The organism is Arenibacterium halophilum, from assembly GCF_005938225.1.
In the GTDB taxonomy this organism is placed as follows: domain Bacteria; phylum Pseudomonadota; class Alphaproteobacteria; order Rhodobacterales; family Rhodobacteraceae; genus Arenibacterium; species Arenibacterium halophilum.
On the sequence record NZ_VCPC01000001.1, the window covers coordinates 121,893 to 147,223 of the forward strand.

Annotated in this window: 25 protein-coding genes; 11 read left to right on the plus strand and 14 right to left on the minus strand. The window is 63.7% G+C overall.

Translation table 11 applies throughout. The features are described from left to right. Positions 1–6 precede the first annotated feature (6 nt). The gene (gene queA, locus FGK64_RS00635; RefSeq protein WP_138861881.1) at positions 7–1,059 is read right to left on the minus strand and encodes a tRNA preQ1(34) S-adenosylmethionine ribosyltransferase-isomerase QueA; all 1,053 of its coding nucleotides are present in this window, start codon (positions 1,057–1,059) and stop codon (positions 7–9) included. A gap of 55 nt (positions 1,060–1,114) precedes the next feature. Further along, entirely contained in the window at positions 1,115–4,507 is a 3,393-nt protein-coding gene (locus FGK64_RS00640; RefSeq protein WP_138861882.1) for a YhdP family protein, read from the minus strand. A 75-nt stretch (positions 4,508–4,582) separates the two neighbouring features. Between FGK64_RS00640 and FGK64_RS00645 the strand changes: the two genes are divergently transcribed. The 5 genes from FGK64_RS00645 (at position 4,583) to FGK64_RS00665 (ending at position 8,766) form a co-directional block, all read left to right on the plus strand. After that, the gene (locus tag FGK64_RS00645) at positions 4,583–5,044 is read left to right on the plus strand and encodes a peroxiredoxin (protein WP_138861883.1); all 462 of its coding nucleotides are present in this window, start codon (positions 4,583–4,585) and stop codon (positions 5,042–5,044) included. Further along, on the plus strand, positions 5,041–5,865 hold the full coding sequence (locus FGK64_RS00650; RefSeq protein WP_138861884.1) for a ferritin-like domain-containing protein: 825 nt from the start codon (positions 5,041–5,043) through the stop codon (positions 5,863–5,865). The genes FGK64_RS00645 and FGK64_RS00650 overlap by 4 nt, the downstream gene beginning before the upstream one ends. A gap of 191 nt (positions 5,866–6,056) precedes the next feature. Then, positions 6,057–7,406 (plus strand): M23 family metallopeptidase, encoded by a 1,350-nt coding sequence (locus tag FGK64_RS00655; RefSeq protein ID WP_138861885.1) that lies wholly within the window; start codon positions 6,057–6,059, stop codon positions 7,404–7,406. Further along, the gene (locus tag FGK64_RS00660; RefSeq protein ID WP_138861886.1) at positions 7,369–7,899 is read left to right on the plus strand and encodes a bactofilin family protein; all 531 of its coding nucleotides are present in this window, start codon (positions 7,369–7,371) and stop codon (positions 7,897–7,899) included. The genes FGK64_RS00655 and FGK64_RS00660 overlap by 38 nt, the downstream gene beginning before the upstream one ends. A gap of 150 nt (positions 7,900–8,049) precedes the next feature. Next, a complete protein-coding gene (locus FGK64_RS00665) occupies positions 8,050–8,766 on the plus strand; it encodes a hypothetical protein (RefSeq protein WP_138861887.1) in 717 nt (238 codons plus the stop codon). A 39-nt stretch (positions 8,767–8,805) separates the two neighbouring features. On the opposite strand, the gene FGK64_RS00670 is transcribed toward FGK64_RS00665, so the two are convergent. Together FGK64_RS00670 and FGK64_RS00675 are read right to left on the minus strand one after the other, a co-directional pair. Continuing rightward, entirely contained in the window at positions 8,806–9,363 is a 558-nt protein-coding gene (locus FGK64_RS00670) for a peptidylprolyl isomerase (RefSeq protein ID WP_138861888.1), read from the minus strand. Continuing rightward, complete coding sequence (locus FGK64_RS00675; RefSeq protein ID WP_138861889.1) at positions 9,353–9,862, minus strand: peptidylprolyl isomerase; 510 nt, start codon at positions 9,860–9,862, stop codon at positions 9,353–9,355. Before FGK64_RS00675 ends, FGK64_RS00670 begins: the two co-directional genes overlap by 11 nt. A gap of 129 nt (positions 9,863–9,991) precedes the next feature. On the opposite strand from FGK64_RS00675, the gene FGK64_RS00680 reads away from it, so the two are divergent. The 6 genes from FGK64_RS00680 (at position 9,992) to FGK64_RS00705 (ending at position 16,538) form a co-directional block, all read left to right on the plus strand. Continuing rightward, positions 9,992–11,188, plus strand: coding sequence for a phosphoglycerate kinase (locus FGK64_RS00680; protein WP_138861890.1), 1,197 nt, complete (start codon positions 9,992–9,994; stop codon positions 11,186–11,188). Between the two features lie 185 nt (positions 11,189–11,373). Next, entirely contained in the window at positions 11,374–12,267 is an 894-nt protein-coding gene (locus tag FGK64_RS00685) for a fructose bisphosphate aldolase (protein ID WP_138861891.1), read from the plus strand. Positions 12,268–12,412: 145 nt separating this feature from the next. Beyond that, positions 12,413–12,703: an FtsB family cell division protein gene (locus tag FGK64_RS22430; RefSeq protein WP_246057642.1), complete on the plus strand. Its 291-nt coding sequence runs from the start codon at positions 12,413–12,415 to the stop codon at positions 12,701–12,703. 109 nt (positions 12,704–12,812) lie between these two features. Beyond that, entirely contained in the window at positions 12,813–13,823 is a 1,011-nt protein-coding gene (pdhA, locus tag FGK64_RS00695; RefSeq protein ID WP_138861893.1) for a pyruvate dehydrogenase (acetyl-transferring) E1 component subunit alpha, read from the plus strand. A gap of 1 nt (position 13,824) precedes the next feature. After that, positions 13,825–15,201 carry a pyruvate dehydrogenase complex E1 component subunit beta gene (locus FGK64_RS00700; protein WP_138861894.1) on the plus strand — a complete coding sequence of 459 codons (1,377 nt, stop codon included), beginning with the start codon at positions 13,825–13,827 and terminating at the stop codon, positions 15,199–15,201. An 11-nt stretch (positions 15,202–15,212) separates the two neighbouring features. Next, positions 15,213–16,538: a pyruvate dehydrogenase complex dihydrolipoamide acetyltransferase gene (locus tag FGK64_RS00705; protein ID WP_138861895.1), complete on the plus strand. Its 1,326-nt coding sequence runs from the start codon at positions 15,213–15,215 to the stop codon at positions 16,536–16,538. A 75-nt stretch (positions 16,539–16,613) separates the two neighbouring features. Here the strand turns inward: FGK64_RS00705 and cysE are convergent, their stop codons facing one another. The 10 genes from cysE to FGK64_RS00755 all read right to left on the minus strand — a co-directional run bounded on the left by cysE (position 16,614) and on the right by FGK64_RS00755 (position 25,323). Then, entirely contained in the window at positions 16,614–17,426 is an 813-nt protein-coding gene (cysE, locus tag FGK64_RS00710; RefSeq protein WP_138861896.1) for a serine O-acetyltransferase, read from the minus strand. Between the two features lie 92 nt (positions 17,427–17,518). After that, a complete protein-coding gene (locus FGK64_RS00715; RefSeq protein WP_138861897.1) occupies positions 17,519–17,821 on the minus strand; it encodes a DUF7742 family protein in 303 nt (100 codons plus the stop codon). A gap of 4 nt (positions 17,822–17,825) precedes the next feature. Beyond that, a complete protein-coding gene (locus FGK64_RS00720; RefSeq protein ID WP_138861898.1) occupies positions 17,826–21,734 on the minus strand; it encodes a baseplate multidomain protein megatron in 3,909 nt (1,302 codons plus the stop codon). A 12-nt stretch (positions 21,735–21,746) separates the two neighbouring features. Further along, positions 21,747–22,181: an NlpC/P60 family protein gene (locus FGK64_RS00725; RefSeq protein WP_138861899.1), complete on the minus strand. Its 435-nt coding sequence runs from the start codon at positions 22,179–22,181 to the stop codon at positions 21,747–21,749. Further along, a complete protein-coding gene (locus tag FGK64_RS00730) occupies positions 22,178–23,065 on the minus strand; it encodes a DUF2163 domain-containing protein (RefSeq protein ID WP_138861900.1) in 888 nt (295 codons plus the stop codon). Before FGK64_RS00730 ends, FGK64_RS00725 begins: the two co-directional genes overlap by 4 nt. Next, entirely contained in the window at positions 23,065–23,697 is a 633-nt protein-coding gene (locus tag FGK64_RS00735; RefSeq protein ID WP_138861901.1) for a DUF2460 domain-containing protein, read from the minus strand. Before FGK64_RS00735 ends, FGK64_RS00730 begins: the two co-directional genes overlap by 1 nt. A 22-nt stretch (positions 23,698–23,719) precedes the next feature. Continuing rightward, positions 23,720–24,379 carry a phage tail tape measure protein gene (locus FGK64_RS00740; RefSeq protein WP_138861902.1) on the minus strand — a complete coding sequence of 220 codons (660 nt, stop codon included), beginning with the start codon at positions 24,377–24,379 and terminating at the stop codon, positions 23,720–23,722. Continuing rightward, a complete protein-coding gene (locus FGK64_RS00745) occupies positions 24,366–24,590 on the minus strand; it encodes a rcc01693 family protein (RefSeq protein WP_138861903.1) in 225 nt (74 codons plus the stop codon). The genes FGK64_RS00740 and FGK64_RS00745 overlap by 14 nt, the downstream gene beginning before the upstream one ends. Then, a complete protein-coding gene (locus FGK64_RS00750) occupies positions 24,587–24,910 on the minus strand; it encodes a gene transfer agent family protein (protein WP_138861904.1) in 324 nt (107 codons plus the stop codon). Before FGK64_RS00750 ends, FGK64_RS00745 begins: the two co-directional genes overlap by 4 nt. Then, positions 24,910–25,323: a phage major tail protein, TP901-1 family gene (locus tag FGK64_RS00755; protein ID WP_138861905.1), complete on the minus strand. Its 414-nt coding sequence runs from the start codon at positions 25,321–25,323 to the stop codon at positions 24,910–24,912. Before FGK64_RS00755 ends, FGK64_RS00750 begins: the two co-directional genes overlap by 1 nt. Positions 25,324–25,331: the final 8 nt, after the last annotated feature.

Here is a 25,331-nt window from a genome sequence, read left to right on the forward strand (position 1 = left end):
TAGGCCTCACTCGCCCGGGATCAGAAGCGACGAATCGCCGTAAGAGAAGAAGCGGTATCGTTCGGCCACCGCATGGGCATAGATCGCGTTCATCCGGTCATGCCCGATCAGTGCCGAGACCAGCATCAGCAGCGTGGACTTCGGCAGGTGGAAATTGGTCATCAGCGCATCGGTCGCGTGGAAGGTGAAACCGGGGTAGATAAAAATCTCGGTCTCGCCCGTCCACGGCGCAATCTCTCCCCCGCGTGCGGCGGTTTCGATCAGGCGCAGCGCGGTGGTGCCGACGGGGATCACGCGGCCGCCCTCTCGCCTGGTCTGCGTGATCTCCTGCGCGGCGGTTTCACCCACCTCGCCCCATTCGGCGTGCATCTTGTGCGTTGTCACGTCATCGACCTTGACCGGCAGGAAGGTGCCCGCTCCCACATGCAGCGTGACATGGCTGAAGGCGACACCTCGCGCGGCCAGCGCCGCCAGCAATTCATCGTCGAAATGCAGCGACGCCGTGGGTGCCGCCACCGCGCCCGGATTGCGGGCAAAGACGGTCTGGTAATCGGTGCGGTCACGTTCGTCCGCCGGGCGACGCTGCGCGATATAGGGCGGCAACGGCATCTGCCCGGCTTTGGCCAGTGCCGCATCGAAATCCTCGCCCACCAGGTTGAAGCGCAGCAGCCCCTGCCCGTCTTGCACGCCTGTCAGTGTGGCCGACAACCCGCCAGTGAATTCGACGGTTTCGCCGACGCGCAGTTTTTTCAACGGCTTCAAAAGTGCGGCCCATGTGCCATCGGCGCGCGGCTCCAGCAAGGTTACCTCGATCCTGGCCGAGGTGTCGCCCGCCTTACCGCTGCGAAATCGCTGCCCTGACAAGCGTGCCGGAATCACCCGCGTATCGTTCAACACCAGCCGATCGCCGGGGCGCAGAATATCCGGCAGGTCGCTGACCCGACGATCTGACAGCGCCGGCCCTTGCGCCAGCAACAGGCGCGCCGAGGTGCGCGGCACCGCAGGGCGGGTCGCGATCAGGTCTTCGGGAAGGTCGAAATCGAAATCGGTCAGTTTCATGGCGCCGCGCTATAGGCGCTTCGCACCGCTTTGACCACAGCGGAAACGCGCGCGCCTAGCGCCCCTGCCATTCCGGGCTTGTCGGGTCCCTCTCGGGCCGCGTCGGGGCCCGCTCGCTGACCACTCCGGGCTCGCCCTGGCGAAAGATTTCGCGGAACACACCGGGCGTCAGAGCCGAGAGCGGATTGACGCCGACCTTGGGGTCGCTGGCAGCGCCTTGCAGGGTATAGTTGATGCCGATCAGCCCCTCGCCCTTGCGAGTCATGAAGGCACCGATGCTGTTGAGCAGATAAACCGGAGAGATCACGCCGCGCATGTTCAGACGCGCATCGGCCACATCATATGTGCCATCCATCGAAATCCCCATCGACGGCCCAACCGCCGATGACGACGTGAGCCGCAGCTGAGAGGGACTGAGCAAGAATTTCGCGTCTACCTCGGTAAACTGGATTCCCGCGCCCGACATTTCGTCAAACAGCCCCACAAGGCTGATCGCGTTCAACAACGCGGCTATGGCTGGCGCATCCTTGACCCGCGTGTCGGTCACCCGCAGCGTCCCGTCGAACTGGCCCTCGGCGCTGGCAGGCAGCAAGGTCAGGTCGAACGCGCCTCCGCGCCCTTGCTGCAATATCCCGGCCGAGCGGAAAACGCCCCCCGCATCGTCGGACAGCACCCGCACCGCCGTGCGCCCGTTTTGAGGTACGATCCGTCCGGTCACCGGCGTCTGCCCGTTGACCCGTCCGCTAAAGGTGCCGTCCATCCCTCCGGTGGTGGTGAAGGCGCCCGCGAAAGCCGTCAACGCGATCGTGTCAGTCACCTGCAGGCGGTCGAGCGTGACCGACACTGGACTGGAGGCCCCGCCGCCGGACCCGCCCCCGCTGCTCGTGCCGCTACTGCCGAAATCGGTGCGCCGCATGTCGACGGTGCCGCCCAGAATTGTGATCGACGGGGGCGCATCCCCGCGCCCGACCATATCAACGGGGGCATCCAGCCATCCCCCGATGCGCACACGCGAAAACCGCGCGCGCTCCAGCCCACCATCTTCACGGATGGTCACGGTGCCATCGGCGGAAAGCCCCGCGCCTTCGAGGCGCAAACTGTCAACGCGCTGCTGCTCGCCCAGCGTGGCCGCCAGCGCAAGCGTGCCCTCGGTGCCAGCGGGTTTGGCCCATCCGACCTGCGGCAGCCGCAGCGACACGCCGCGCAAGTCAGAGTTCAGGGTCAGCTTGGGCGGCACACCCGGTGCCAGATCGACCCGGAACTGCCCTTCGCCCGTGCCGCCCACGGTTCCGGCAGGCAGACCGATGTTGAAGTTTTCAACCGTGTCCTGCGACAGCGCGATGGTGCCTTGTAGCGTGCTGGCTTTGCTCACGCCCTTGCCCAGCGGCTGGCTCCACCGCACGGTTGCTGCCACGCCGCCGATCTGGCCCGGGCCCGACACCTCTATCCCGTCCTGATTGCCACTGATCCGAAGCGCCTGCGCCGTAATACGTTGGCCCGGCACCAGAACCGTACTGTCGGCACCCTCGATCGCGCCATCGAAATGAAACTCGATCTCGTCGTAATCGACCTTTTTCTTCAGCGGCAAAGAGAGGGTCCCGGCAAGGCTCACCTGCCCTTCGGCCAAGGCAACCGGCAAGGGTGTCTGTTTCAGCACTTCGATCGGCGGGCGGTTCAGCAGCGACATCACCGATGTCACCGCACCCTTGGCCTGAAGTCTCAAGATCCCCGGGGCTGCCTGTTTGATACCTGTATCGGGCACGATGAAAGACGACCCGACAATCTCGACCGGCCCGCCTTCGTCTGGCGTGACAGTGCCACCGCTGGCCGTCACCACAAAGCGCCGCCCGATCAGCGTGGCCTGCCCGGCGGCATTCTGGATCGGGGGCATGGTGCGCATGAACTGGGTGGTGACACCCTCGAAATCGAAATCCACCGCCATGTCGGGCGCCTGCCCCGGCTCCAGACGCAGCGCGACGTTGATGTCGCGCAGCTGACCGCCCGACAGGTTGCGCTGCACCCAGTCGCGCGGTTTTGGCGCGGCGCGGTCGGGCCATGCCGCCACCAGCTGTTCGGGCGTCAGATCGGGGACCTGAGCATCCATCGCGATGCGCCAGCCCTCGGGCCCGCCCGCCACCCGGCCCGAGGCGCGCACCAGCGCATCACCCTGATGAATCACCGCCTGCCCAAGCGTCAGGCGAAACGGGCTCAACTCCAGCTTCAGGTCCACATCCGTCTGATCGACCACCAAGGGCGTCTCATAGACCCCACGCGGATTCAGCCGCATGTCCGAAAAAGTGAACTGCCCCACGAGATCGCGCAGTTGCCCCTGTTCGACCCCGCCCAGATAGGCGCGGCCCTCGGCCCGCAGGCTGCCCCAGGAACTGTCGATGGCAAATTCGTTGAATTCCAGCGTCTGGCGGTCGGGCGCATAGGTAAAATAACTGCGCGCACCTTCGAACCGGATCGGCCGGGTTCCGGCGGTGGGCTGAATCGCCCCGGCGCCGATCTGCAACGTGGCCGACAGCGGCCCCAGCTGGCCCGCGTTGTCCACCCCACCGCGCAAAGCACCCGAAATCGGCGCGCGCAGGACGCCTAGCCAGTTCAGCGCCGGGCCCTGCGCCGCAATGTCGGGCGCCGGGATGTCCTGAACCGAAATGCCGAAACTGGCACGGGTTTCGCCGATGCGGCTGGAATAATTCGCCTCGACCAGCCCGGCGGTGGCCTCGCCCCCCAGCAAAGAAAAACTGGCCGCTGCGCGCACCTGATCGCCGTCGCGGTCCAGCCGGATTTGGCCGCCATCCAGCGTCCACGCCCGCCCGATGCGCAAGTCTTCGAACCGCAGCGTCAGCCCTTCCAGATCGACTGCCGTCAGCGCCGTCAGCTGCGGCAGCGACAGCGCCTGATCCCAGCTTTCGATCAGAGCCGGAATACTGGCCGCGCTGCGGATCGGGGCCGTGCCATTGCCGAACACCAGCTCGATCTTGCCGGTGGCATCGCGGCGTAGCACCGCAACGGCGCCCGCGACATAGATGCGTTTGGGTTGAATCTTGCCACGCAGCAGCGGGCGCATGGCCAGACTGGCCTCGGCGTTGGCCAGTTGCAGAATGCGTTGCCCTTCCGGCCCTGTCAGCGACATGCCTTGCAGCCGCACCCGCGGACGCCAGCCCTTGCGCAACACGAATTCGATGTCATCGAACGCCAGATCAGCGCCGTTCAGCCCTTCCTCGACGCGCGTCTCGATCCGCTCGGCCACCCAGCCGGGCACCGCGATCGACTGCCCGATCAGTGCATAGACCCCAACCGCCGCCATCACGCACAGGCCCAGAGTAAAGCCGATCAGCGTTTGCAGCGCATGCCCCGCCCGACGCCGTCGCCGTCCCGGCGGGCGCACCTTTGGTGGTGTCTGCGGCTGATCGGCCACTGGCTTGCCCTGCTCCTGCTTCACGGTTTGCCCGACTTTATTATTGCCCGCGACGGCCTATTATGAAACTCGCAATCCATCACGAATTGGAGCCAAATGATGCCCGAGGTCAACGACATAGCCCCCGATTTCACCCTGCCCCGCGATGGCGGCGGCGAGGTTTCGCTTGCCAGCCTGCGGGGCGCGCCGGTTGTGCTGTTTTTCTACCCCAAGGATGACACACCGGGCTGCACCAAGGAATCGATCGGCTTTTCCGCCGATATCGGCGCATTTCAGGACGCGGGCGCGCAGGTGTTCGGCATCTCCAAGGACAGCGTGGCCAAGCACGACAAGTTCGTCGCCAAGCACGACCTGAAAACCGGAATGCTGTCGGATGAAAACGGCACCACCTGCGAAGATTACGGCGTCTGGAAGGAAAAGAAGATGTACGGCAAGACCTTCATGGGAATCGAGCGGTCGACCTTTCTGATCGACGCCGAGGGCCGCATTGCCAAGATCTGGCCCAAGGTGAAGGTCGACGGCCATGTGGCCGAGGTATTGGACGCGGTGCGCGCGCTTTGAGCGAAGGGCAGACGCTGACTCAACGCGCGGTCGAGGTTCTGAGCACCGCCGATGGCCGCGCCAAGACGGAATTGTCCCGCGCGCATGCGGCGGCTTGGCTTGCCTCGCGCAAGCCCGGGGCCACGCCGATGGCGGTGGGGCGCGGCGATCCTCCCTTGCACCCGGCCCGGCCCGCACGCCCCAAACTGCTGTTGCCCCGCGAGGTGCCGCGCCGCCGTCCGGGCAGCCCGGCGGGCCGCATCGCCCTGCTACACGCGGTGGCGCATATCGAATTGAACGCCGTCGATCTGCACTGGGACATCATCGCACGCTTCGGCCATGTGCCGATGCCGATGGGGTTCTACGACGATTGGGTGCGCGCCGCCGATGACGAAAGCCGCCATTTTCAGCTGATGTGCGCCTGTCTTGACGGCATGGGCAGCCATTACGGCGCCCTGCCCGCCCACGCCGGGATGTGGCGTGCCGCCGAAGACACGCGTAACGATCTGCCGGGCCGGCTGGCGGTGGTGCCCATGGTGCTGGAGGCGCGCGGGCTGGACGTGACCCCGGGCATGATCGAGATTTTCCGCAAGGCCGACGCCACCGAGGCCGTCGCCGCGCTGGAAACCATCTATGCCGAAGAAGTCGCCCATGTGGCCTATGGCTCGAAGTGGTTTCACTTTCTCTGCGGGCGCGAAAACCGCGACCCGAAAGATGCGTTTCACGACCTTGTTCAACGCTATTTCCACGGCGCGCTGAAGCCGCCATTTAACGACGAAAAACGCGCCGAGGCCGGGATTCCCCCCGATTTCTACTGGCCTTTGGCAGACGCACATCAGTGATGCGCGCAACACACATCCCCGTAACCCCCTGATTCCATCGGCGGATTTCTGCCTATAAAGGCCGGAATCGCCGCTTCGGCGCCGATGGAATGGCCTCTGGGTTGCCCGAAACAACCCAAGCCAGTAATCACGCGGGGGGAGCGTGGCCGACAGGGCTGCTCCCATGGGTGGGACGGTTGAAGGAAAACCACGTGCGGACACGTCTGGCGATCAAGACACATGCCATCATGGAACGCTGGTTTCCCGAGCGGCGCGTGTTCCTGAAATCCGAAAATGACACGCGGTTCATCCGCTTGAAATCGGAAACCCAGTTTCTTGCCTTCATGGGCGTTTCGGTTGTGGTTGCCTGGGGTATCGTCGCCACCGCCATTGTTCTGATGGACAGCATCGGCGCCAGCAACTTCCGCGATCAGGCCCGCCGCGACCAGCTGATGTTTCAGGATCGCCTGAATGCGCTGTCAGCCGAGCGGGACGAACGCGCGGTCGAGGCGATGGTGGCGCAAGAGCGGTTCAACACCGCCTTGGCGCAGATTTCCTCGATGCAGTCGGAACTGCTGGCCTCGGAAACCCGCCGGCTGGAACTGGAAACCGGGATCGACGTGATCCAAACAACGCTGCGGTCGACCATGAAGGCGCGCGACACCGCCCGCCGCAAGGTGGCCGACCTCGAGGCGCAGACAACGGAAACCGCGCAGATCGCCATGGCCGCAGCGCCGGCCCCGCTGAACCTGATGTCCGAAGCGCTGGCAGAGACCGCGCAGGAACGCGACAACATGCTGGCCGATGCGGAAAACGCGCTGCAGGAACGCGACGAGATCGAACGCGAGCTGAAGCTGCTGCGCGAAAGCAACGACGATATCTTCCGCCAGCTTGAAGCCGCCGTTGCGGTGTCGGTCGAGCCGCTGGATGCGATGTTCAAAAGCGCGGGCCTTTCGCCCGACCGGCTGATCGCGCAGGTGCGGCGCGGCTATTCCGGCCAGGGTGGCCCGCTGACCGCCATCAGCTTTTCGACCCGGGGCGAAGAACCATCGCCCGACCAGACCCGCGCCAACCGCGTTCTGGGCCGGATGGACACGTTGAACATGTACCGCATCGCCGCCGAGAAAGTGCCCTTTGCCAGCCCGATCCGCGATGCCGTGCGCTATACCAGCGGCTTTGGCTATCGCCGAGACCCTAAAACCGGCGGGCGCCGGATGCATAACGGATCGGATTTCGCCGGTTCGATGGGGACCAACATCTATGCCACTGCCGATGGCGTTGTCAGCCATGCCGGATGGTTGTCTGGATTTGGCAAGCTGGTGAAAATCAAGCATGATTTTGGCATCGAAACCTACTATGCCCATAACTCTCGGATCCTCGTGAAAGAGGGTCAAAGGATCTCGCGCGGGGATCACATTGCTGATATGGGTAACACAGGCCGGGTCACCGGCACCCATCTCCACTATGAAGTGCGCGTTGATGGCACTCCCGTTAACCCCATGACCTACATCAAGGCTGCGAACAATGTTTTCAAAAAGCAAGATCAACGAGCCCGGAAATAAGAGCTCTGACGACCAGAGCTCGACTTCGGGATCGGCTCCGGCAACCAGCACGCCGACTCCGTCGGATTACCGCGCCAGCGCACCCAAGCCCAAGCCGCCCGCATCGACCCTGTCGGCAGACCTGAACATCACCGGCAACATCAAGACCAGCGGTGACATTCAGGTGGAAGGCACGGTTGAAGGCGACATTCGTGCCCACCTGCTTACCGTTGGGGAATCGGCCACCATCAAGGGCGAAGTCACCGCCGACGACGTGGTGGTGAACGGCCGCATCATCGGCCGCGTGCGCGGTCTGAAGGTGCGCCTGACGTCGACCGCACGTGTCGAAGGCGACATCATCCACAAGACCATCGCCATCGAAAGCGGCGCGCATTTCGAAGGCTCCGTCCAGCGTCAGGACGACCCGCTGAACCCGGGCGCCCGCAACGCGAAACCCGGCCAGGGCAACCCGGCCGCCGCCACACCGCAGGCCACCGCGACGGCCAAGTCCTGATTTCAGGACAGTCCTTGCAGACATGACAAAGGCGCCTTCCATCGAAGGCGCCTTTTTTTGTTGCCATACTGTTGACGTCTGGAACGCCTTAACCACGCCGTATTCCTGCGAGAAAGGATTGGCGGATATTTTGGTTGTTCGGGCGCTCCCATGACGATTTTTGGCATTGGCGTATTTATTGCGGGCTGGATTTACTCGGTCGGGGCCTTCGGGTTCTTTTTGGGTGTCAGTCTGGGCTGGATCCCCGCTTTGATCATCGCCCACATTGCCGATTTCCTGTTTATCCTAGTGCTTATGCAGATCATGACGCTTGTCGCAGTTCGCCGCGAGATGGCGGGCCGCCATCCGGCGCATTCACCGCGTGTCATCGGCCGATCGCTACAACGTGCCAATATCTACGAAGGCCCCTCCGCCGTTTCGCGACTGGTCACGTCCATCCTTTACGCGGTCGCCGCACCGTTCCGGTTGATTGCCCGGGTATTGCGACGCATCAAGGATGTGGGACTTGCCGTTTTCGAGGTCATAAACCGATATGCGCTGCACGCGGCGGCTTTTGTCATCATCGGAGGCATCGCGGCAATGGTGTTCGAGCGGGAAATCGACGGTACGTGCACCCAGTTGCAACTGGCTCAGACGCGCAGCGCCGCGTCGGAAATCTGGCTTCGGGATCAGGGGATCAGCCCGGACGACGTTCGCACCAGTGGGAACCACGATCTGTGGGCGCGCTATGCGTTGTTGAACGATGACGACTGGGCATGGAACAAGGCGCTGGAATATCGCAAGGATACTTGGAGTATTCCGATGCTGGAGGCCGAGATCGTCTGGCCACAGGTCTGCGTCTTTCGCGCGCTGGAGTCGCGCACCTGAAACGGACCGGCCGGAGGTCATCCGGCCAGCCCTGTCAAATCATTCGGTGACCTGCACCTTGGCCATCGCATCGGGCTGGCCGATCACCGCACCGTTCGGGCCTTCGCCGCGCTTGATCGCATCGACCACGTCCATACCTTCGGTCACTTTCCCGACAACGGTATACTGACCGTTCAGGAAATGGCCTTCGTCGAACATGATGAAGAACTGCGAATTCGCGCTGTTCGGGTCGGACGAGCGCGCCATCCCGACAACACCGCGATCGAACGGCATGTCGGAAAATTCGGCGGGCACGTTCGGGCGTTCGGATTTGCCCATGCCGGCGCGGCGCATGTCGCCACCGGTGCGGCCGAACTGCACATCGCCTGTCTGTGCCATGAAACCGTCGATCACGCGGTGGAACACCACGCCGTCATAAGCCCCTTCCGCCGCCAGCGCGGTGATCTGCGCAACGTGCTGAGGGGCGACATCCTCGAACAGGTCGATGGTGATCTGGCCGCTGGCCTCGCCTTCCACATCTATGGTCAGGCCAGTTGCCAGCGCCGGGCCCGCGCCCAGCACCAGCGCCGCCATGGCGGCTGTCAGATCAAGACGCATCGGCCGCCACCTTGACGCTGACCATGCGGTCGGGGTTCGCGGGCGGCTCGCCCCGGGTGATCGCGTCGACATGCTCCATCCCTGAAATCACACGGCCATAGACAGTGTACTGGCCGTTCAGGAAATGGTTGTCCTTGAAGTTGATGAAAAACTGCGAATTCGCGCTGTCGGGGTTCTGCGAGCGCGCGGCGCCCAGCGTGCCGCGATCGTGCGGCAGCTTGGAAAATTCAGCCGGCAGGTTCGGCAGATCAGAGCCACCGGTGCCCGCCATGCGGATGTTGAACCCGTCTTCCATGTCGCCGTGCTGCACATCGCCCGTCTGCGCCATGAAGCCGTCGATCACGCGGTGAAAGCAGACGTTGTCATAGGCGCCCGACCGCGCCAGTTCCTTCATGCGCTCGGCGTGTTTGGGGGCCACGTCGGGCAGAAGCTCGATCACGACGGTGCCGTCCTTCAATTCCAGCAGGATGGTGTTTTCGGGGTCTTTGATCTCGGCCATCGGGCTCTCCTGTCACTAGGTGTTGGGCCGATACCTAAGCCGGGGGCCGCCGAATGCCAAGTGATCCATTGACCTCTGGCGAAAATGTGGGACAAACCGCCGGTAACAGTTGGTTCAAAGGAAAGCGGCATGGCCTGGAATACGCTCGACGATATGGAACTGAACGGCAAGCGCGTGCTGGTCCGCGTCGATATAAACGTTCCGCTCGACAATGGCCGCGTCACCGATGACACCCGTATCCAGCGCATCGTGCCCACCCTGCGCGACATCATGGCCGCGGGCGGGCGCCCGGTGATCCTGGCCCATTTCGGCCGCCCCAAGGGCCAGCATGTGCCCGAGATGTCGCTGGGCCAGTTGGCCGAACCGCTGGCCGCCGCAACGGGCAAGCCGGTTCTGTTCTGTGCCGATTGCCGCGGCCATGCCGCCGAAGCCGCGATCGAGGCGCAGGACGACAACCAGATCGTGCTGCTGGAAAACACCCGTTTTTATCCCGGCGAGGAAAAGAACGATCCCGAATTAGCGGCCGAATTCGCCAAGTTGGGCGATATCTATTGCAATGATGCCTTCTCGGCAGCCCACCGCGCCCATGCCTCGACCGAAGGCGTGGCACGGTTGCTGCCGTCCTGCGCGGGGCGACTGATGCAGGCCGAGCTGCGCGCTCTGGAATCCGCGCTTGGCACGCCCGAACGCCCTGTAGCCGCCGTGGTCGGTGGCGCCAAGGTTTCGACCAAACTGGACCTGCTGGGCAACCTGGTCAGCAAGGTCGACATGCTGGTGATCGGCGGCGGCATGGCCAACACCTTCCTGGCAGCCAATGGTATCGACGTTGGCAAATCGCTGTGTGAACACGACATGGCCGACACCGCGCGCGAGATTGCCGCCAAGGCCGCTGAGGCGGGCTGCGAGATCCTGCTGCCGCGTGACGTGGTCGTGGCGCGCGAGTTCAAGGCCGGGGCCAAGAACCGCACCTGCGGGGTCGAGGACGTAGAGGCGGACGAGATGATTCTGGATGCCGGCCCCGAGACTGTCGCCCATGTAGCGATGGCGCTGGAGCGCGCGAAAACGCTGATCTGGAACGGCCCGCTGGGTGCTTTCGAGATCGCCCCGTTTGATGCCGCAACCAACGCCGCCGCGCAACAGGCGGCAGAGCTGACGCGCGCAGGCACGCTCATCAGCGTGGCGGGCGGAGGCGATACGGTCGCCGCGCTGAACCACGCGGGCGCGGGCGAGGATTTCACCTATATCTCGACCGCGGGCGGCGCCTTTCTGGAATGGATGGAGGGCAAGGAATTGCCCGGCGTCGCGGCCCTGACCCGGCCCGCCTGATCGTCTGATCCCGGTCAACAAACCGCCGCGCCGCGTGCGATTTGTTCCGCGCCGCGTGATGTTGGCGCAAACAGGCTGCCTGCCCGTTGAAAGCGCGTGCGCCCTGCCCTAAACCCTGACGAAACGAGTAAAACGCCGCCGGATCCCGCCAAGGACCGGGGCCCTTAGAACAGCGGATTTTTCTTATGTCGAACAGCCAGCAACGTGACCAGATGACCTCGGGCAAGGGCTTTGTCGCCGCTCTGGACCAAAGCGGCGGCTCGACGCCCAAGGCGCTGAGCCTCTACGGCGTCGAGGAAAGCGCCTATGGGTCCGAGGCCGAGATGTTCGACCTGATCCACGCCATGCGCGCCCGCATCGCCAGCGCCCCCGCCTTTACCGGCGAAAAGGTCCTGGGCGCGATCCTGTTCGAGATGACGATGGACCGCCAGGTGAACGGCAAACCCACGGCCACCTACCTGTGGGAAGATCGCGGCGTTGTGCCGTTCCTGAAGATCGACAAGGGCCTGGCCGACGAAGCCGATGGCGTGAAGATGATGAAACCGATGCCCGATCTGGACGCGCTGCTGGAACGCGCGGTGAAGGCCGGGATTTTCGGCACCAAGATGCGCTCGGTCATCGACGCCGCCTCGCCCAGCGGGATCCGCGCCGTGGTCGATCAACAGTTCGACATCGGCAATCAGGTTCTGAGCCACGGGCTGGTGCCGATCATCGAACCCGAGGTGACGATTTCCATCGCCGACAAGGCCGAGGCCGAAGACATCCTGCTGGCCGAGATCACCCGTCGTCTGGATGCCCTGCCCGAAGATCGTCAGGTGATGCTGAAACTGACGCTGCCGGAAAAGGCGAACCAGTATAAATCGCTGGTCGATCATCCGCGCGTGATGCGCGTCGTCGCGCTGTCGGGCGGCTACAGCCGGGAAGAGGCCAACACCCGCCTGTCGCAGAACACCGGCATCATCGCCTCCTTCTCGCGCGCGCTGACCGAGGGCCTGTCGGCCCAGCAGGACGATGCAGCCTTCAACGACACCATCGCAGGCACCATCGACAGCATCTATTCGGCCTCGGTCGCGGGCTAAGCCCAAGTCTCCGGCGCGCCCATGCTGGCGCGCCGCAGCCCCCCTGTTTGTCACAAACGTGAACGAATTGGGATTCACACAGCGAATCACCTATGCCATAGTGTTTCAAACGGTTCGAAGAGACCGAAACCAAGGCAGTTTTCCCGTGAATCGACCCAATCTTGGCGGCTTTGTTTTTTTCGCGTTGGCCTTCGCGCTGAGCGCCTATTTTACCTTTGCCGCAGTGCAGGGGAATTACGGCCTGTTCAGCCGCGTGGAAATCACCGCAGAGCGTGACGCGCTGACCCGCGATCTGGCCGCGCTGAAGGCGGAAATCGCCACGATGGAAAACCTGACCCTGCGGCTGTCGGACGGGTTTCTCGACCTCGATCTGCTGGACGAGCGCGCGCGCGAGGTGCTGGGCCTGCTGCGCGCGGATGAGATCGTGATCCGCTGATCCCTGCCTCCCCCGAACATGGTAAATATAAGTACTCGCAACCCGCGTGAAATTCGAGTATTGAATAGTTTAACGCTAAACTATTTTTTCAGGAGGGGGATACGAGGCGATGGCCACTCGGAAAACCGCTGCGAAATCAAACGTTTCGACAGACGAACTGCTAAGCTATTACCGTGACATGCTGCTGATCCGGCGATTCGAAGAAAAGGCCGGTCAGCTTTATGGCATGGGTCTGATCGGGGGCTTCTGCCACCTTTACATCGGGCAGGAGGCAGTCGTCGTTGGGCTGGAAGCAGCCGCCGAGGAAGGCGACAAGCGCATCACCTCGTACCGTGACCACGGCCACATGCTGGCCTGCGGCATGGACCCCAACGGCGTCATGGCCGAGCTGACGGGCCGCGAAGGCGGCTATTCCAAGGGCAAGGGCGGCTCGATGCACATGTTCTCGAAAGAGAAGCATTTCTACGGCGGCCACGGCATCGTGGGCGCGCAGGTCCCGCTGGGTGCGGGCCTGGCCTTTGCCGACAAGTACAAGGAAAACGGCCGCGTCACTTTCACCTACTTCGGGGATGGCGCCGCCAACCAGGGCCAGGTGTACGAGGCGTTCAACATGGCCGCCCTGTGGAAGCTGCCGGTGATCTTCGTGATCGAGAACAACCAGTACGCCATGGGCACCGCGCAGAAACGGTCGACCTCGACCGAGGAAATCCACAAGCGCGGCGAACCCTTTGGCATCCCGGGCGAGCTGGTCGACGGGATGAACGTGCTGGCCGTCAAGGACGCCGGTGACAAGGCCGTCGCCCACTGCCGCGAGGGCAAGGGCCCCTATATCCTTGAAATCAAGACCTATCGCTATCGCGGGCATTCCATGTCGGACCCGGCGAAATACCGCACCCGCGAAGAGGTGCAGAAGATGCGCGAGGAACGCGACCCCATCGAACAGGTGCGCGGCATGCTGCTGAAGGCCGAGGTGGGCGAGGACAAGCTGAAAGAGATCGACAAGGAGATCAAGGAGATCGTCAACGCCTCGGCCGACTTCTCGAAGGAAAGCCCCGAGCCCGCGCTCGAAGAACTGTGGACCGACATCTACGCCGACGAAATCCCGCAGGAGGTGAACTGAGATGGCAACCGAAATCCTGATGCCCGCCCTCTCTCCCACCATGGAAGAAGGCACGCTGGCGAAATGGCTGGTCAAGGAAGGCGATACCGTTTCCTCGGGTGACATCCTGGCCGAGATCGAGACCGACAAGGCAACGATGGAATTCGAAGCGGTGGACGAAGGCACTGTGGGCAAGATCCTTGTGGCCGAAGGCACCGAAGCCGTAAAGGTGAACACCCCCATCGCCGTTCTGCTGGATGAGGGCGAAAGCGCCGACGATATCGAAACCTCGTCCGGCGGCGACGCGACCAAGTCCGAACAGGCTCCGGAGCCTGACAAACCCGCCGCGCAGCAGCCACAGGCCGCGCCCGAGATCAAAGCTGCCGATACCTCGCCCGACTGGCCCGAAGGCACGGCGATGAAGCAGCAGACCGTGCGCGAGGCCCTGCGCGACGCCATGGCCGAGGAAATGCGCCGTGACGGCGATGTCTACCTGATGGGCGAGGAAGTCGCCGAGTATCAGGGCGCCTACAAGATCAGCCAGGGCCTGCTGGACGAATTCGGCCCCAAACGCGTGATCGACACGCCGATCACCGAACATGGCTTTACCGGGATCGCCGTTGGTGCGGCCTTTGGCGGGCTGAAGCCGATCGTCGAATTCATGACATTCAACTTTGCGATGCAGGCGATCGACCAGATCATCAACTCGGCCGCCAAGACGCTGTACATGTCGGGCGGTCAGATGGGCGCGCCAATGGTGTTCCGCGGAGCAAACGGGGCCGCCGCCCGCGTGGGCGCGCAGCACAGCCAGGATTACGCCGCCTGGTACATGCAGATCCCGGGGCTGAAAGTGGCGATGCCTTATTCGGCGTCCGACGCCAAGGGCCTGCTGAAATCGGCCATTCGCGACCCGAACCCGGTGGTGTTCCTCGAGAATGAAATCCTCTACGGCCAGTCCTTCGACGTGCCCGATCTGGACGATTACACCGTGCCCTTCGGCAAGGCCCGCATTTGGCGCGAAGGCACAGACGTGACCATCGTCAGTTTCGGCATCGGGATGCGTTATGCGCTGGAAGCGGCGGACAAGCTGGCGGATGACGGCATCGACGCCGAGGTCATCGACCTGCGCACCCTGCGCCCGATGGACACGGCCAGCATCCTGCAATCGGTGAAGAAGACCAACCGCTGTGTCACCGTCGAAGAAGGCTGGCCGCAGCCGTCTGTCGGCAGCTACATCAGCTCGGTCATCATGCAGGAGGCGTTCGATTACTTGGATGCCCCGGTGATCAACTGCACCGGCAAGGACGTTCCCATGCCCTATGCCGCCAACCTTGAGAAGCACGCGCTGGTCACCACCGAAGAGGTGATCGAAGCCGTGAAAAAAGTGACCTACAAGTAAGGAGCAAGGCCATGCCGACAGAAATCCTGATGCCCGCCCTGTCTCCGACGATGGAGGAAGGCACGCTGGCGAAATGGCTGGTCAAAGAGGGCGATACCGTGTCCTCCGGCGACCTGCTGGCCGAGATCGAGACCGACAAGGCAACGATGGAATTCGAAGCGGTCGACGAAGGCACCGTAGGCAAGATCCTCGTGGCCGAGGGCACCGAAGGGGTAAAGGTGAACACCCCCATTGCCGTTCTGCTGGAAGACGGCGAAAGCGCCGACGACATCGGCGATGCAAAGGCAGCGCCGGCCAAAAGCGCCCCGTCAGAGGCGCCAGCCGCTGACGCAGGCAAGGAGGCGGCCCCCAAAGGGGGCTCCGACGCGCCTGCCCCCGCCTCCGCACCTGCCGCGCCCAATGGCGCTGACGGCAATCGCATCTTCGCCTCGCCTCTGGCGCGTCGGATTGCAGCAGACAAGGGGCTTGATCTGGCCTCAATCACCGGTTCTGGTCCGCACGGCCGCATCGTGAAGGCCGATGTCGAAGCGGCCAAACCCGGCGCGGCAAAGCCAGCCGAAGCACCTGCCAAGGCCGAAAAGGCGTCGGCCCCGGCCCTCGCCACCGGCCCATCGGCCGATGCGGTCGCCAAGATGTACGAAGGCCGAGCCTACGAGGAAATCAAGCTGGACGGGATGCGCAAGACCATCGCCGCCCGCCTGACCGAAGCCAAGCAGTCGATCCCGCACTTCTACCTGCGTCGCGACATCAAGCTCGACGCGCTGCTGAAGTTCCGGGGCGATCTCAACAAGCAACTGGAAGGCCGGGGCGTCAAACTCTCGGTCAATGACTTCATCATCAAGGCCTGCGCGCTTGCGCTGCAATCCGTCCCCGAGGGCAATTCTGTCTGGGCCGGTGACCGCGTACTGCGGCTGAAACCTTCGGACGTGGCGGTTGCTGTCGCCATCGAAGGCGGGCTGTTCACGCCGGTGCTGAAAGATGCCGAGATGAAATCGCTCTCGGCGCTCTCGTCCGAGATGAAAGACCTCGCCACCCGCGCCCGCGACCGCAAGCTCGCGCCGCATGAATACCAGGGCGGCAGCTTTGCAATCTCGAACCTCGGAATGTTTGGCATCGACAACTTCGACGCGGTCATCAACCCGCCGCATGGCGCCATCCTCGCCGTTGGTGCCGGGGTGAAGAAGCCTGTGGTCGGAAAAGATGGCGAATTGTCAGTTGCCACCGTGATGTCGGTCACGCTTTCGGTGGATCACCGCGTGATTGACGGCGCACTGGGGGCCCAGCTGTTGCAGGCCATCGTCGACAACCTGGAAAACCCGATGGTGATGCTGGCCTGAGACGCTCGCCATACCAAACAGAAAGGGCACCCTGATCGGGGTGCCCTTTTCATTTCCACGCAGTGACGAAAAAACTCAGCCGCCGCAGCCCTGCAACAGCTGGTCCATACGCACCGAGGGTTGGTCGCACCCGGCCTCGCCCACGATCTTGGCCGGCACGCCCGCCACGGTCTTGCAGGGCGGCACCTCGGACAGCACGACCGACCCGGCGGCGATCCGGCTGCAATGGCCGATCTTGATATTGCCAAGCACCTTTGCACCCGCGCCGATCAGCACGCCATCGCCAATCTTGGGGTGGCGGTCTTCCTCTTCCTTGCCGGTCCCGCCCAGAGTCACCGAATGCAGCATCGACACGTTGTCGCCCACCACGGCGGTTTCGCCGATCACGATGGAATGCGCGTGGTCGATCATCAGCCCCTTGCCGATGCGCGCGTTGGGATGGATGTCGATGCCGAAAATCTCGGAAATCCGCATCTGGAAGAAATAGGCCAGGTCATGCTGGCCGTTCTTCCACAGCCAATGGCCGACGCGATAGGCCTGCGTCGCCTGGTAGCCCTTGAAGTACAGGATCGGCTGCAACAGCCGGTGGCAGGCCGGATCGCGCTCGAAAACGGCCACCAGGTCGGCGCGCGCGGCCTCGACCAGTTCGGGTTCTTCGGCATAGGCCTGATCCGCAATTTCGCGCAGGATCACCATCGACATCTCGTTCGAGGCCAGCTTGGCCGCAATCCGGTAAGACAGCGCCTTGTCCAGCGATTTGTGGTGCAGGATGCAGGCGTGCACCAGACCGCCCATCAACGGTTCCTTCTGCACCGCGGCCTCGGCCTCTGCGGTGATGCGGCTCCAAACAGGATCGACCTGCGCAATCTTGGTTCTGGTCTCGGCCATGGGTTCCATCCTTTGGTTGCTGTCAGAATAGGCATATGGGAGCGATTTTCCAAACGCAAACCCGTGATGGAGGCCATTCCAGGGATTAATACTTAACCGCAACCACCACCGCCATCAGCGCGCACTGCGCCAAGTTCGCTCAACACCATGATGAAACATTGGCGGTAGGGGCCATCGTCGAACGTCGGTTCGGGCGCCAGCATGTGCCGCCGCGCCGCCGACATCAGCGTGCCATTGCCCCAGCGCGGGTGCAAACGCCCGTGGCGGCGCAGGTATCGATCGGCCAGTTCGGCGCGGCGAAACATGGCGCGACACAGGCTCGGGCGGGCCTCGGGCGTGGCGGCCAGCAAGGCGCGCGCCGCATCCACTACGTCGCCGTGCAGCACGGGACGCATCTCGTCACACGTCGACCGAAGCGAATGGCCCCGGCCCATACCGCGCCGAGATCTGTGCCACAGCGATCCGGTCGCCCGCCACAAAGCCGTCAGCTGCCTGCATCGCCGCGCCATAGGTCCATCCCGGCTGGTGCACTTGCACCTCTCGCAGGATCGCTCCGCCACTGGTCGCAATGACGCGCAGCATATAGGCTTCGATTTCCTCACCCAGCGGAATCTCGGGCATCTCCCAGCTGTCCCCATCAATACGGCTCCGCCATACCCATGTCAGCGCCAGATCACCACTGTCAGACGGCGTTGCCCTCAGATGCCCGGGGGCATAAGGCCGCAAACCATTGCCGTCGAAAGCTTCAATCAGATGTTGATACGACGGATCGTCATAGGCCCGACGCGCCGCTCCAATACGATAATGGCGCGCGATGCGGCGCTGGCTGCTTGTCAGGCCAATCTGCTGCGGCGCCCCATTCAGCAGAACGAACCACGACCCGGCGGGCCATTCATCCGGCATCAGCCCGTCGCTGCCCGCCTGCCCGCGCAATCGACCGGACAGCCAATAGGTGTCGGGGGCGATCAATTCGGCGGTCGTGAACTGGAGCAGCTCCCATTTGCCTGAACTTCCATCGCCCACCGCCGCAAGGTTTGCGCCATTCAGCACTGCCTGTGCATCGCGCCCTTCCAAAGCGCCGGTTATCATCTTCACCTGCAATGGGGCGCCATTGTCCCACACACCCGGTCGCGCTCGGATCAACGGGGTTTCGGTCATCCCCACCATGGCGCGTGACGCGATGATGTCGCTCAGCGCATAACTGTCGTCGCTGCCCGAGGCATATACGGCAACGCTGCCCGGCCAGGGCTGGGCCGTGACCGCCAGATGCGGGGCATGCGGCACTTCATCGCCCGTCATCAGCGGCAAATCCATGAACAGCGGAAGCACCGGCACCGGGGCGACAAATGCGCTTTGCGCCGGGGTATCTTCAGGCATCTCAGACGGCTCGTAAACAGCGGCCTCGATCCGCACCGCATCCAGCGTCTGCACCTCGCTTTGTTCCACGCGATCAACGCGATAGGTTGCCCCGCTTAGCGCGATCACATCGCCCGCGCCCACGTCCATCCTGGACGGTGGCAGCGCAAGGCTGATGCTGTCACGCGCCAGTCGTGATTCCGCCAGCCAGCGTTCGGCCAATTGCCGCCCCTCGGACCGTGTCATCGCAAGCGACAGATCGTTCGACGATACCGCGTGAGTGGCCTCATCCGGCAACACCGCCTCTTCAGCGACCACATCATGATCGGCCCCACTTTCGATGAACCGAACCCGTACACGGCCGGTGGTTTCCGCCTCGGGCGCGCGGATCTGCTCGCGCGTCGTCTCCAGTTCGGCCGTGCGGGCCAGCTCTTCCGACAAAAGCGGGATGGGCGTGTTTCCCTTTCGCATCCGAAACGCCAGCACGCCGTCCCGCTCCACCGCGTCAAATCCATGGGCCAGCATGAGCGATTGCAACGCCGCGCGCGCCTCGCCGATGTCATCGACAACAAAGCCACGCACCACGCCGTGCAGGCCCTGCGTGTCGATCTGCGTTAGCCCCGCGCGCGCGCAAATCTCGGTCACGACCGAGGCAAGCGTCCGCGATCCCGCCCGCCCGTTGACCCAGTGACCGCGCGCCATGTTGCCGCCATCGCCCCACAGGGTCCGGTTGTTGGGAAAGGCCGGGAACGGGCGCGTGTCCCATGCCCAGACATAGGCGTGGTCAAGATCGATCATCGCGCCGCCATACAGCTCGGACACAGGGTTGTTTTCAGGCTCGGCCCAATACCCCAGCATTGCGCGCAGGTACTGGATCTGGATGAAATCGTCACGCAGCCCGTTCGAGGCGCGCGGCAGCGCGGATTCCGACGATTTCGGATCGACGAACTTGTTGGGCTGGTTGGTTCCCTTGTCGACAGCGGCACAGCCCAGCTCGGTGAACCGGATCGGCTTTGAACCGGGGACCCAATCGGTTGCCAGTGCTTGTCGCACGCCGCCGATGCGGTCGTGATGCGGTTCGGACCACCAGTTGCGGATATCCTTGTAGCGCCAGATCCAAGGCTCATCATGCGCATCGTCGGTGATCGGGGTGCGCCGCTGCGATGCGATTGCCTCTTCCGAAGCATAATACCAATCGTAGCCTTCCCCGCCCGCTACGTTCGCGCGCAGATAGTTTAGATCGTGAATGCTCTGCCAACCTGCGGCCCGGTCTGCATGATCGTTGCCATCGCGCCAATCCGACAGGGGCATGTAATTGTCGATTCCAATGAAATCGATCTCGGGGTCCGCCCAGAGCGGATCAAGGTGAAACAGCCGATCACCCGAACCATCCTGCGGTTGATAGCCGAAGTATTCCGACCAGTCAGCGGCATAGCCAAGCTTCACATCCGGCCCCAGCAGGGCGCGCACCTCTGTCGCTAGTTCGCGGAACGCTTGAACCGCGACAAAGCCCGAAGCCCCTCGAATTTGTGTCAGCCCGCGCATCTCGGAGCCGATGCAGAAAGACTCGACGCCGCCCGCCGCCGCACAAAGCGCGGCGTAATGCAGAATGAACCGCCGCACGCCCCATTCGTCAGGACCAGAGTAGGAAACAGTCCCATCACCCAAGGTAAAATCCGCCGCCGAAGCGGTTCCGAAAAAGGCCGCCACCTCGGCGTCCGCCCCACTGGTGCCATCCGGGCTACCCGCACGCCCGGGCGCCGTCGAAAGAGAAATCCGCCCGCGCCAAGGCAGCCGCGCCTGCTCGGCACCACCGTAAGGGTCGGGCAAGCCATTGCCTTCCCGCTGGTCCATAAGGATGAACGGGTAGAACATGACCTGCCGGCCTTCGGCATTCATATGGCGGATCGCCTCCACCACAGCCGCGTCGGCGGGGGTGCCACCATAGATCGGCCGGTCGTCCGCCCGGGCGATTTCCTCGGCGTTGGAGCGGGTCAGCCCAGCCACGTTCCAGGGCATGTTCTCCCCCTCGATCGCGGCGCGTTCGATCTTGGGGCGCACCAGGCAACTACCACAGCGCAGATCACTCCCGAACCACGACACCACCAGCGACACGGCCTGCGCTGCCGGCAGGTCGCTTGCCAGTTGCGCCATCGCGGTTTCAAAATCGCTGCGCCCCGAGGGCGTGTTCATGTTCGCCGCCCAGCGGCTGCCCGGCCCGTTGGTGTAATAGACCGGCGTCGTCGCAAGGCTGTATTCGCCGGTCCCGGGAATCGCGGCAACCCCGCGCACGATCTGCGCCAGGTCGCTGTCGAAATCCGGTGCGTCGGGCTGAGCCGGGCGCAGCACCTCAAAGGAAAACTGTGGCACCCGGTTGCCGAAGCGTTCCAACTGCATGTCTTCCATCACCACATAGGCCGTGCCACGATAAGCCGGCACATTCCCCGCGCCTTCAACCGCCTCCATCACCGGGTCGGGCAACTGATCGCCCGCTCCGACATAGACCCGCATGTTCAGATCACGGGGCGCCACCTCTTCGCCATCCGCCCAGACACGCCCCACCCCGCCGATCCGGCCTTCGCACAATGCCACGGCCAACGACACGCTGTAACTGTAGGTCGTCGTTTTTGGCGCTGCGGGCGCGCCTTTGCCCCCGCCCGACACTGTTGCCGTTTCCTGAAAGTCCGAGGCCCAGATCACCTGCCCGCCCACGCGCATCCGGCCATAGACCTGCGCAATCGGGGCACCATCCGCCGCCTGGGTCAGGCGAAACCGTTCGACCCGGCCAGTTTCAACTGCGGCCGAGCCCCGCCCCAAGATGCGTTCGTCAATCACCCGGCCCAGTGTCGCGCCGACTGCGCGCCCGATGGCAACGCTCGACAGTCCGGCCAGCGTGCCACCAACGGAGCCGCCAATCGCTGCCCCGGCCGCCGAAAGTAGGATGGTTGCCATGCAGATACCCCCTTATGGGAATTGGAAACAGGCCACGATACGGCGTTGCCACGGCTGGCTCAGCGGGCTCTCGATCACACCCCGGCCCGAATAGGCATGAATGAAACCCGGTGCGCCGTTGCTGTCGCACAGCAGCCCGATGTGTTTTGCTACCCCGCCATCCCGCATCCGAAACAGGATCACGTCGCCGGGCCGCGCCTCTTCACACCGTCGCTCGCGCATGTGCCGACGCGCCGCCAACCACAAACGCTCTTCCCGCTGTGGCTCGGACCAGTCCATCGAATAGGCAGGCACGGCTTCGGGCTCGGCCCCGTACAGCTCGCGCCATATGCCCCGGATCAAACCAAGGCAATCGGCCCCCGCCCCGCAACAAGCCGCCTGATGGCGGTAGGGCGTGCCGATCCAGCGGCGCGCGATGGCAACCGCCCTGTCGGCAACGGTGCTCATCTCCGGCTCCCCCCCGAGTTGACACCGGTCTTCTTGGGCACCGACATCATCCAGTCCTCGCCCGGTATGTCCGGAAAGCCCTGATAGTTGATCAGGTTGCCGAACTTCAGCTTGCAGGTCTCCAACCGCTTGTCACAGCCCGCCTCCAGCTTCACGCGCTCGGGCGCAGCAACCGCCGCGCGGATCGGCTCCCACAGCTCGATCTCGCGGGCGCCAGCAACGAAGCGATCATGCTTGATCGGCGCCCACAAACCGGCGGCTGGTCCTTCCAGAACGCTCAGCCGCCCGCGTTGAAACCAACCCGGCTCGAACCCATCCAAATCGTCCCACCGAAAGACAAGCCTGTCCGTGACAGCCTGCGCTTCGATCTCAACCGCATAGCCCGGCTGGGACAGGTCGAACCGGCACTGCGCATCGCCCAGAACAGCGGTGCACGGCCGTTGATAAGCGCGCCCGACCGGACGGTTCAGCGCCTCTGTCAATCCGCGCAACTCGGCGCGAAAGGCCCCGCCACTGCGGCGGATCTCACCGATGGTGCCGCGAAACTGCAACCATCGCACCGACACATCGGCCCAGTTCACCAGCCAGGCGCTCACTTCTGCCGCGTCGAACCGCCCGGCTTCGATGTCTTCTTCCCTAACCGCCACATCGCTCAACGCACCCAGCGCCTCGGAGTTGTCGACCGAGATCCCGGTTGTTTGCTGCAAGGCCGAGGCCGCAAGACCCGTCTCCGCCGCAAATTCCATCCCGTCAAAGCGCAGCGTGCAGTCATGATCGGTAAAGCCGAAAGTCACGCGGTCGCGGCGCACCACCGACCAGCACCGGCACAGTGTTGTCATCCCACCGGCAACATGGGCGCGAAAAGCCTCGCTCATGCCGGCCATCACACGCGCACCTCGACCACGGGCACATTCGGCACTTCGCCTGCTTGAAAGCTTGCGACGCTTGTTGCGATACGATCAGAATCGAACCGCACGGGCACGTCGAATTCAAATCCCGCCATGATCCGCGCGCCTTCTGCCGGTGGGTGAACGAACGTGACGACACCCGTCGTGGTGTCGATCTCGAAATCCACCCCTTCAGCCAGCAGGTCCTGCTCGATGCCAATCCGCACCGAACCCGCCACCGGTTTCGTGATTGGGCGCGCATAGGTGAACGCGCCCGAGCGATAGGTCTTGCACAGCGGGAACTGCGTCTCCGTTCCATCGCCTTGCCCGATCTGCTGATCTTCAAAATCGGGGGCCGCACTGGCCCGACCCGACTTGTAATCCGACCAGTCCTTCCATCTAAATCCGTACATCTGCCCGCGCCGGGCCTCGAAAAAGGCGATCAGCGTCTCGATATCGTCCAGGGATCGCAGCCCAAGCCCCGCATCATAGCGCCGCCGCGAATGGGCCCAGGGGGTGTTGCGTTCTTCGAACCCGTTGGCCAGCGTCACCACGTCGGTGCGCCGCTCCGGCCCCCCGATCGAGCCGAAACTCAGCGAAGCCGGAAATCTGACGTCGTGAAAGTTCATGGCAAACCTCTCAAGTAGCGAACTAGCGGTTGCGGTTGCCGCGACTCAGCGCCCGGCTCATCTGTGCGGCGATCTGGCCCTGGCTACGCTGAAATCCCTGCACGTCAGGCGTCTGAACATTCATCACCACCTGAACACCACCGCCGCCATTTCCGCGCACACCCAGCTTGCCATCGCGCCCCCGCGCAAGCGGCATAATCGCCTCGGGGCCGGCTTCGCCCATTAGCCCGAAACCGCCGCGCATCGGAAACGTCGTCGGACCCGATACAATGCCGCCATTGGCAAAGGGCATTACCCGCCCCTGGCTGAAACTGGCGCCATTCTCGAACGGCAGGATCCCCTGCATCAGCCCATTGACACCCTTGGCCAGCAAACCGCCGAAATGCTGCGTCACCGGGCGCATCGCGGCAGAATAGGTCGTCTGGATCATGGATTGCGCCACGGTTTCCAGCGCGTCCGACAGCTTCATCCCGTCAAAGACCACGCCATCGAACGCGCGCCGCAACCCGCGCGACAGCCCGCGCTCCAGCGTGGCCACATCCTGCCCCGTGGCCGCAAGCGACTCGCGCATGCGGCGCAGTTCGCTGTCAAATCCGGCCGTCATCTGGGCCGCTGCGCTCAGGCTGTCTTCCAGACCCTCGGCGCGTTCACTCAGATCGTCAATTCCGTCACGGTCCGACATCAGACATCTCTCCTGTATCTTCGGGCCCGGTCTCGTCGGGAAACGCTGCAAGCAGCCTCTCCAGCCCGTCCCGTCCCATCACGGGCGACCGCAATCCCTGCCCGGCCATCACGTGCAACTCGGCCGGGGTCAGGGCCCAGAATTGCGCCGGTGTCAGCCGCAGCCCGTGCAGCCCCAACCGCATCAGCACAGGCCAGTCGAAGCCGCTCACTCTGCCGCGCCGGGCACGATGAAGGCGCGTGCGATCAGCTGCGCCGCCGCCCGGGCCGCCGCAACCGGGCCGCCTTCGATCTCGGCACGCATCAATGCGGCTCGATCAATATCGCTGCCCGCGCCGCGCGCACCTGCAAGCACAAGTTCCAGAACATCGCGGCTGGAAAATCGCCCCGCCTCGAACCGTTCGACCAGCGCCACAAGCGACGGCTCTTCCAGCCGCTCTTCCAACTCGGCCAACGCGCCCAGTGTCAACTTCAGCACATGCCGTTCCCCGTCGATCACCAGTTCGGTCTCGCCCGTCCAAGGGTTTGCCATCACAGGGCCGTGAAACTCAGCGCACCCGCGCTCGACAGCGACAACTCATAGGTCGCCTCGCCATTGTGGGTGCCCGCGTATTCGATCGACGACAACTGAAACTGTCCCTCAACCACGCCGAAATCCGGGATCACCACCTGGAAATCGGGCGTATCGCCATCAAAGAACAGCTGCCGTGCACGCTCGTCGGTACTGGCATCGCGAAACACCCCAGCGCCCGAGATCGAGGCCGATTTGACACCCGCCCCCGACAGCAGCTCGCGCCATCCGCCTTGGCTGTCGAGACTTGTCACATCGACACTCTCGGCGTTGAAACTCACCCGCGTGGCCCGCAGGCCCGCAATGGTCTGGAACTGGCCGTCACCGGTCATATCCACCTTGATCAACAGATCCTTGCCGTTCTGGGCGCCCATATCCGTGT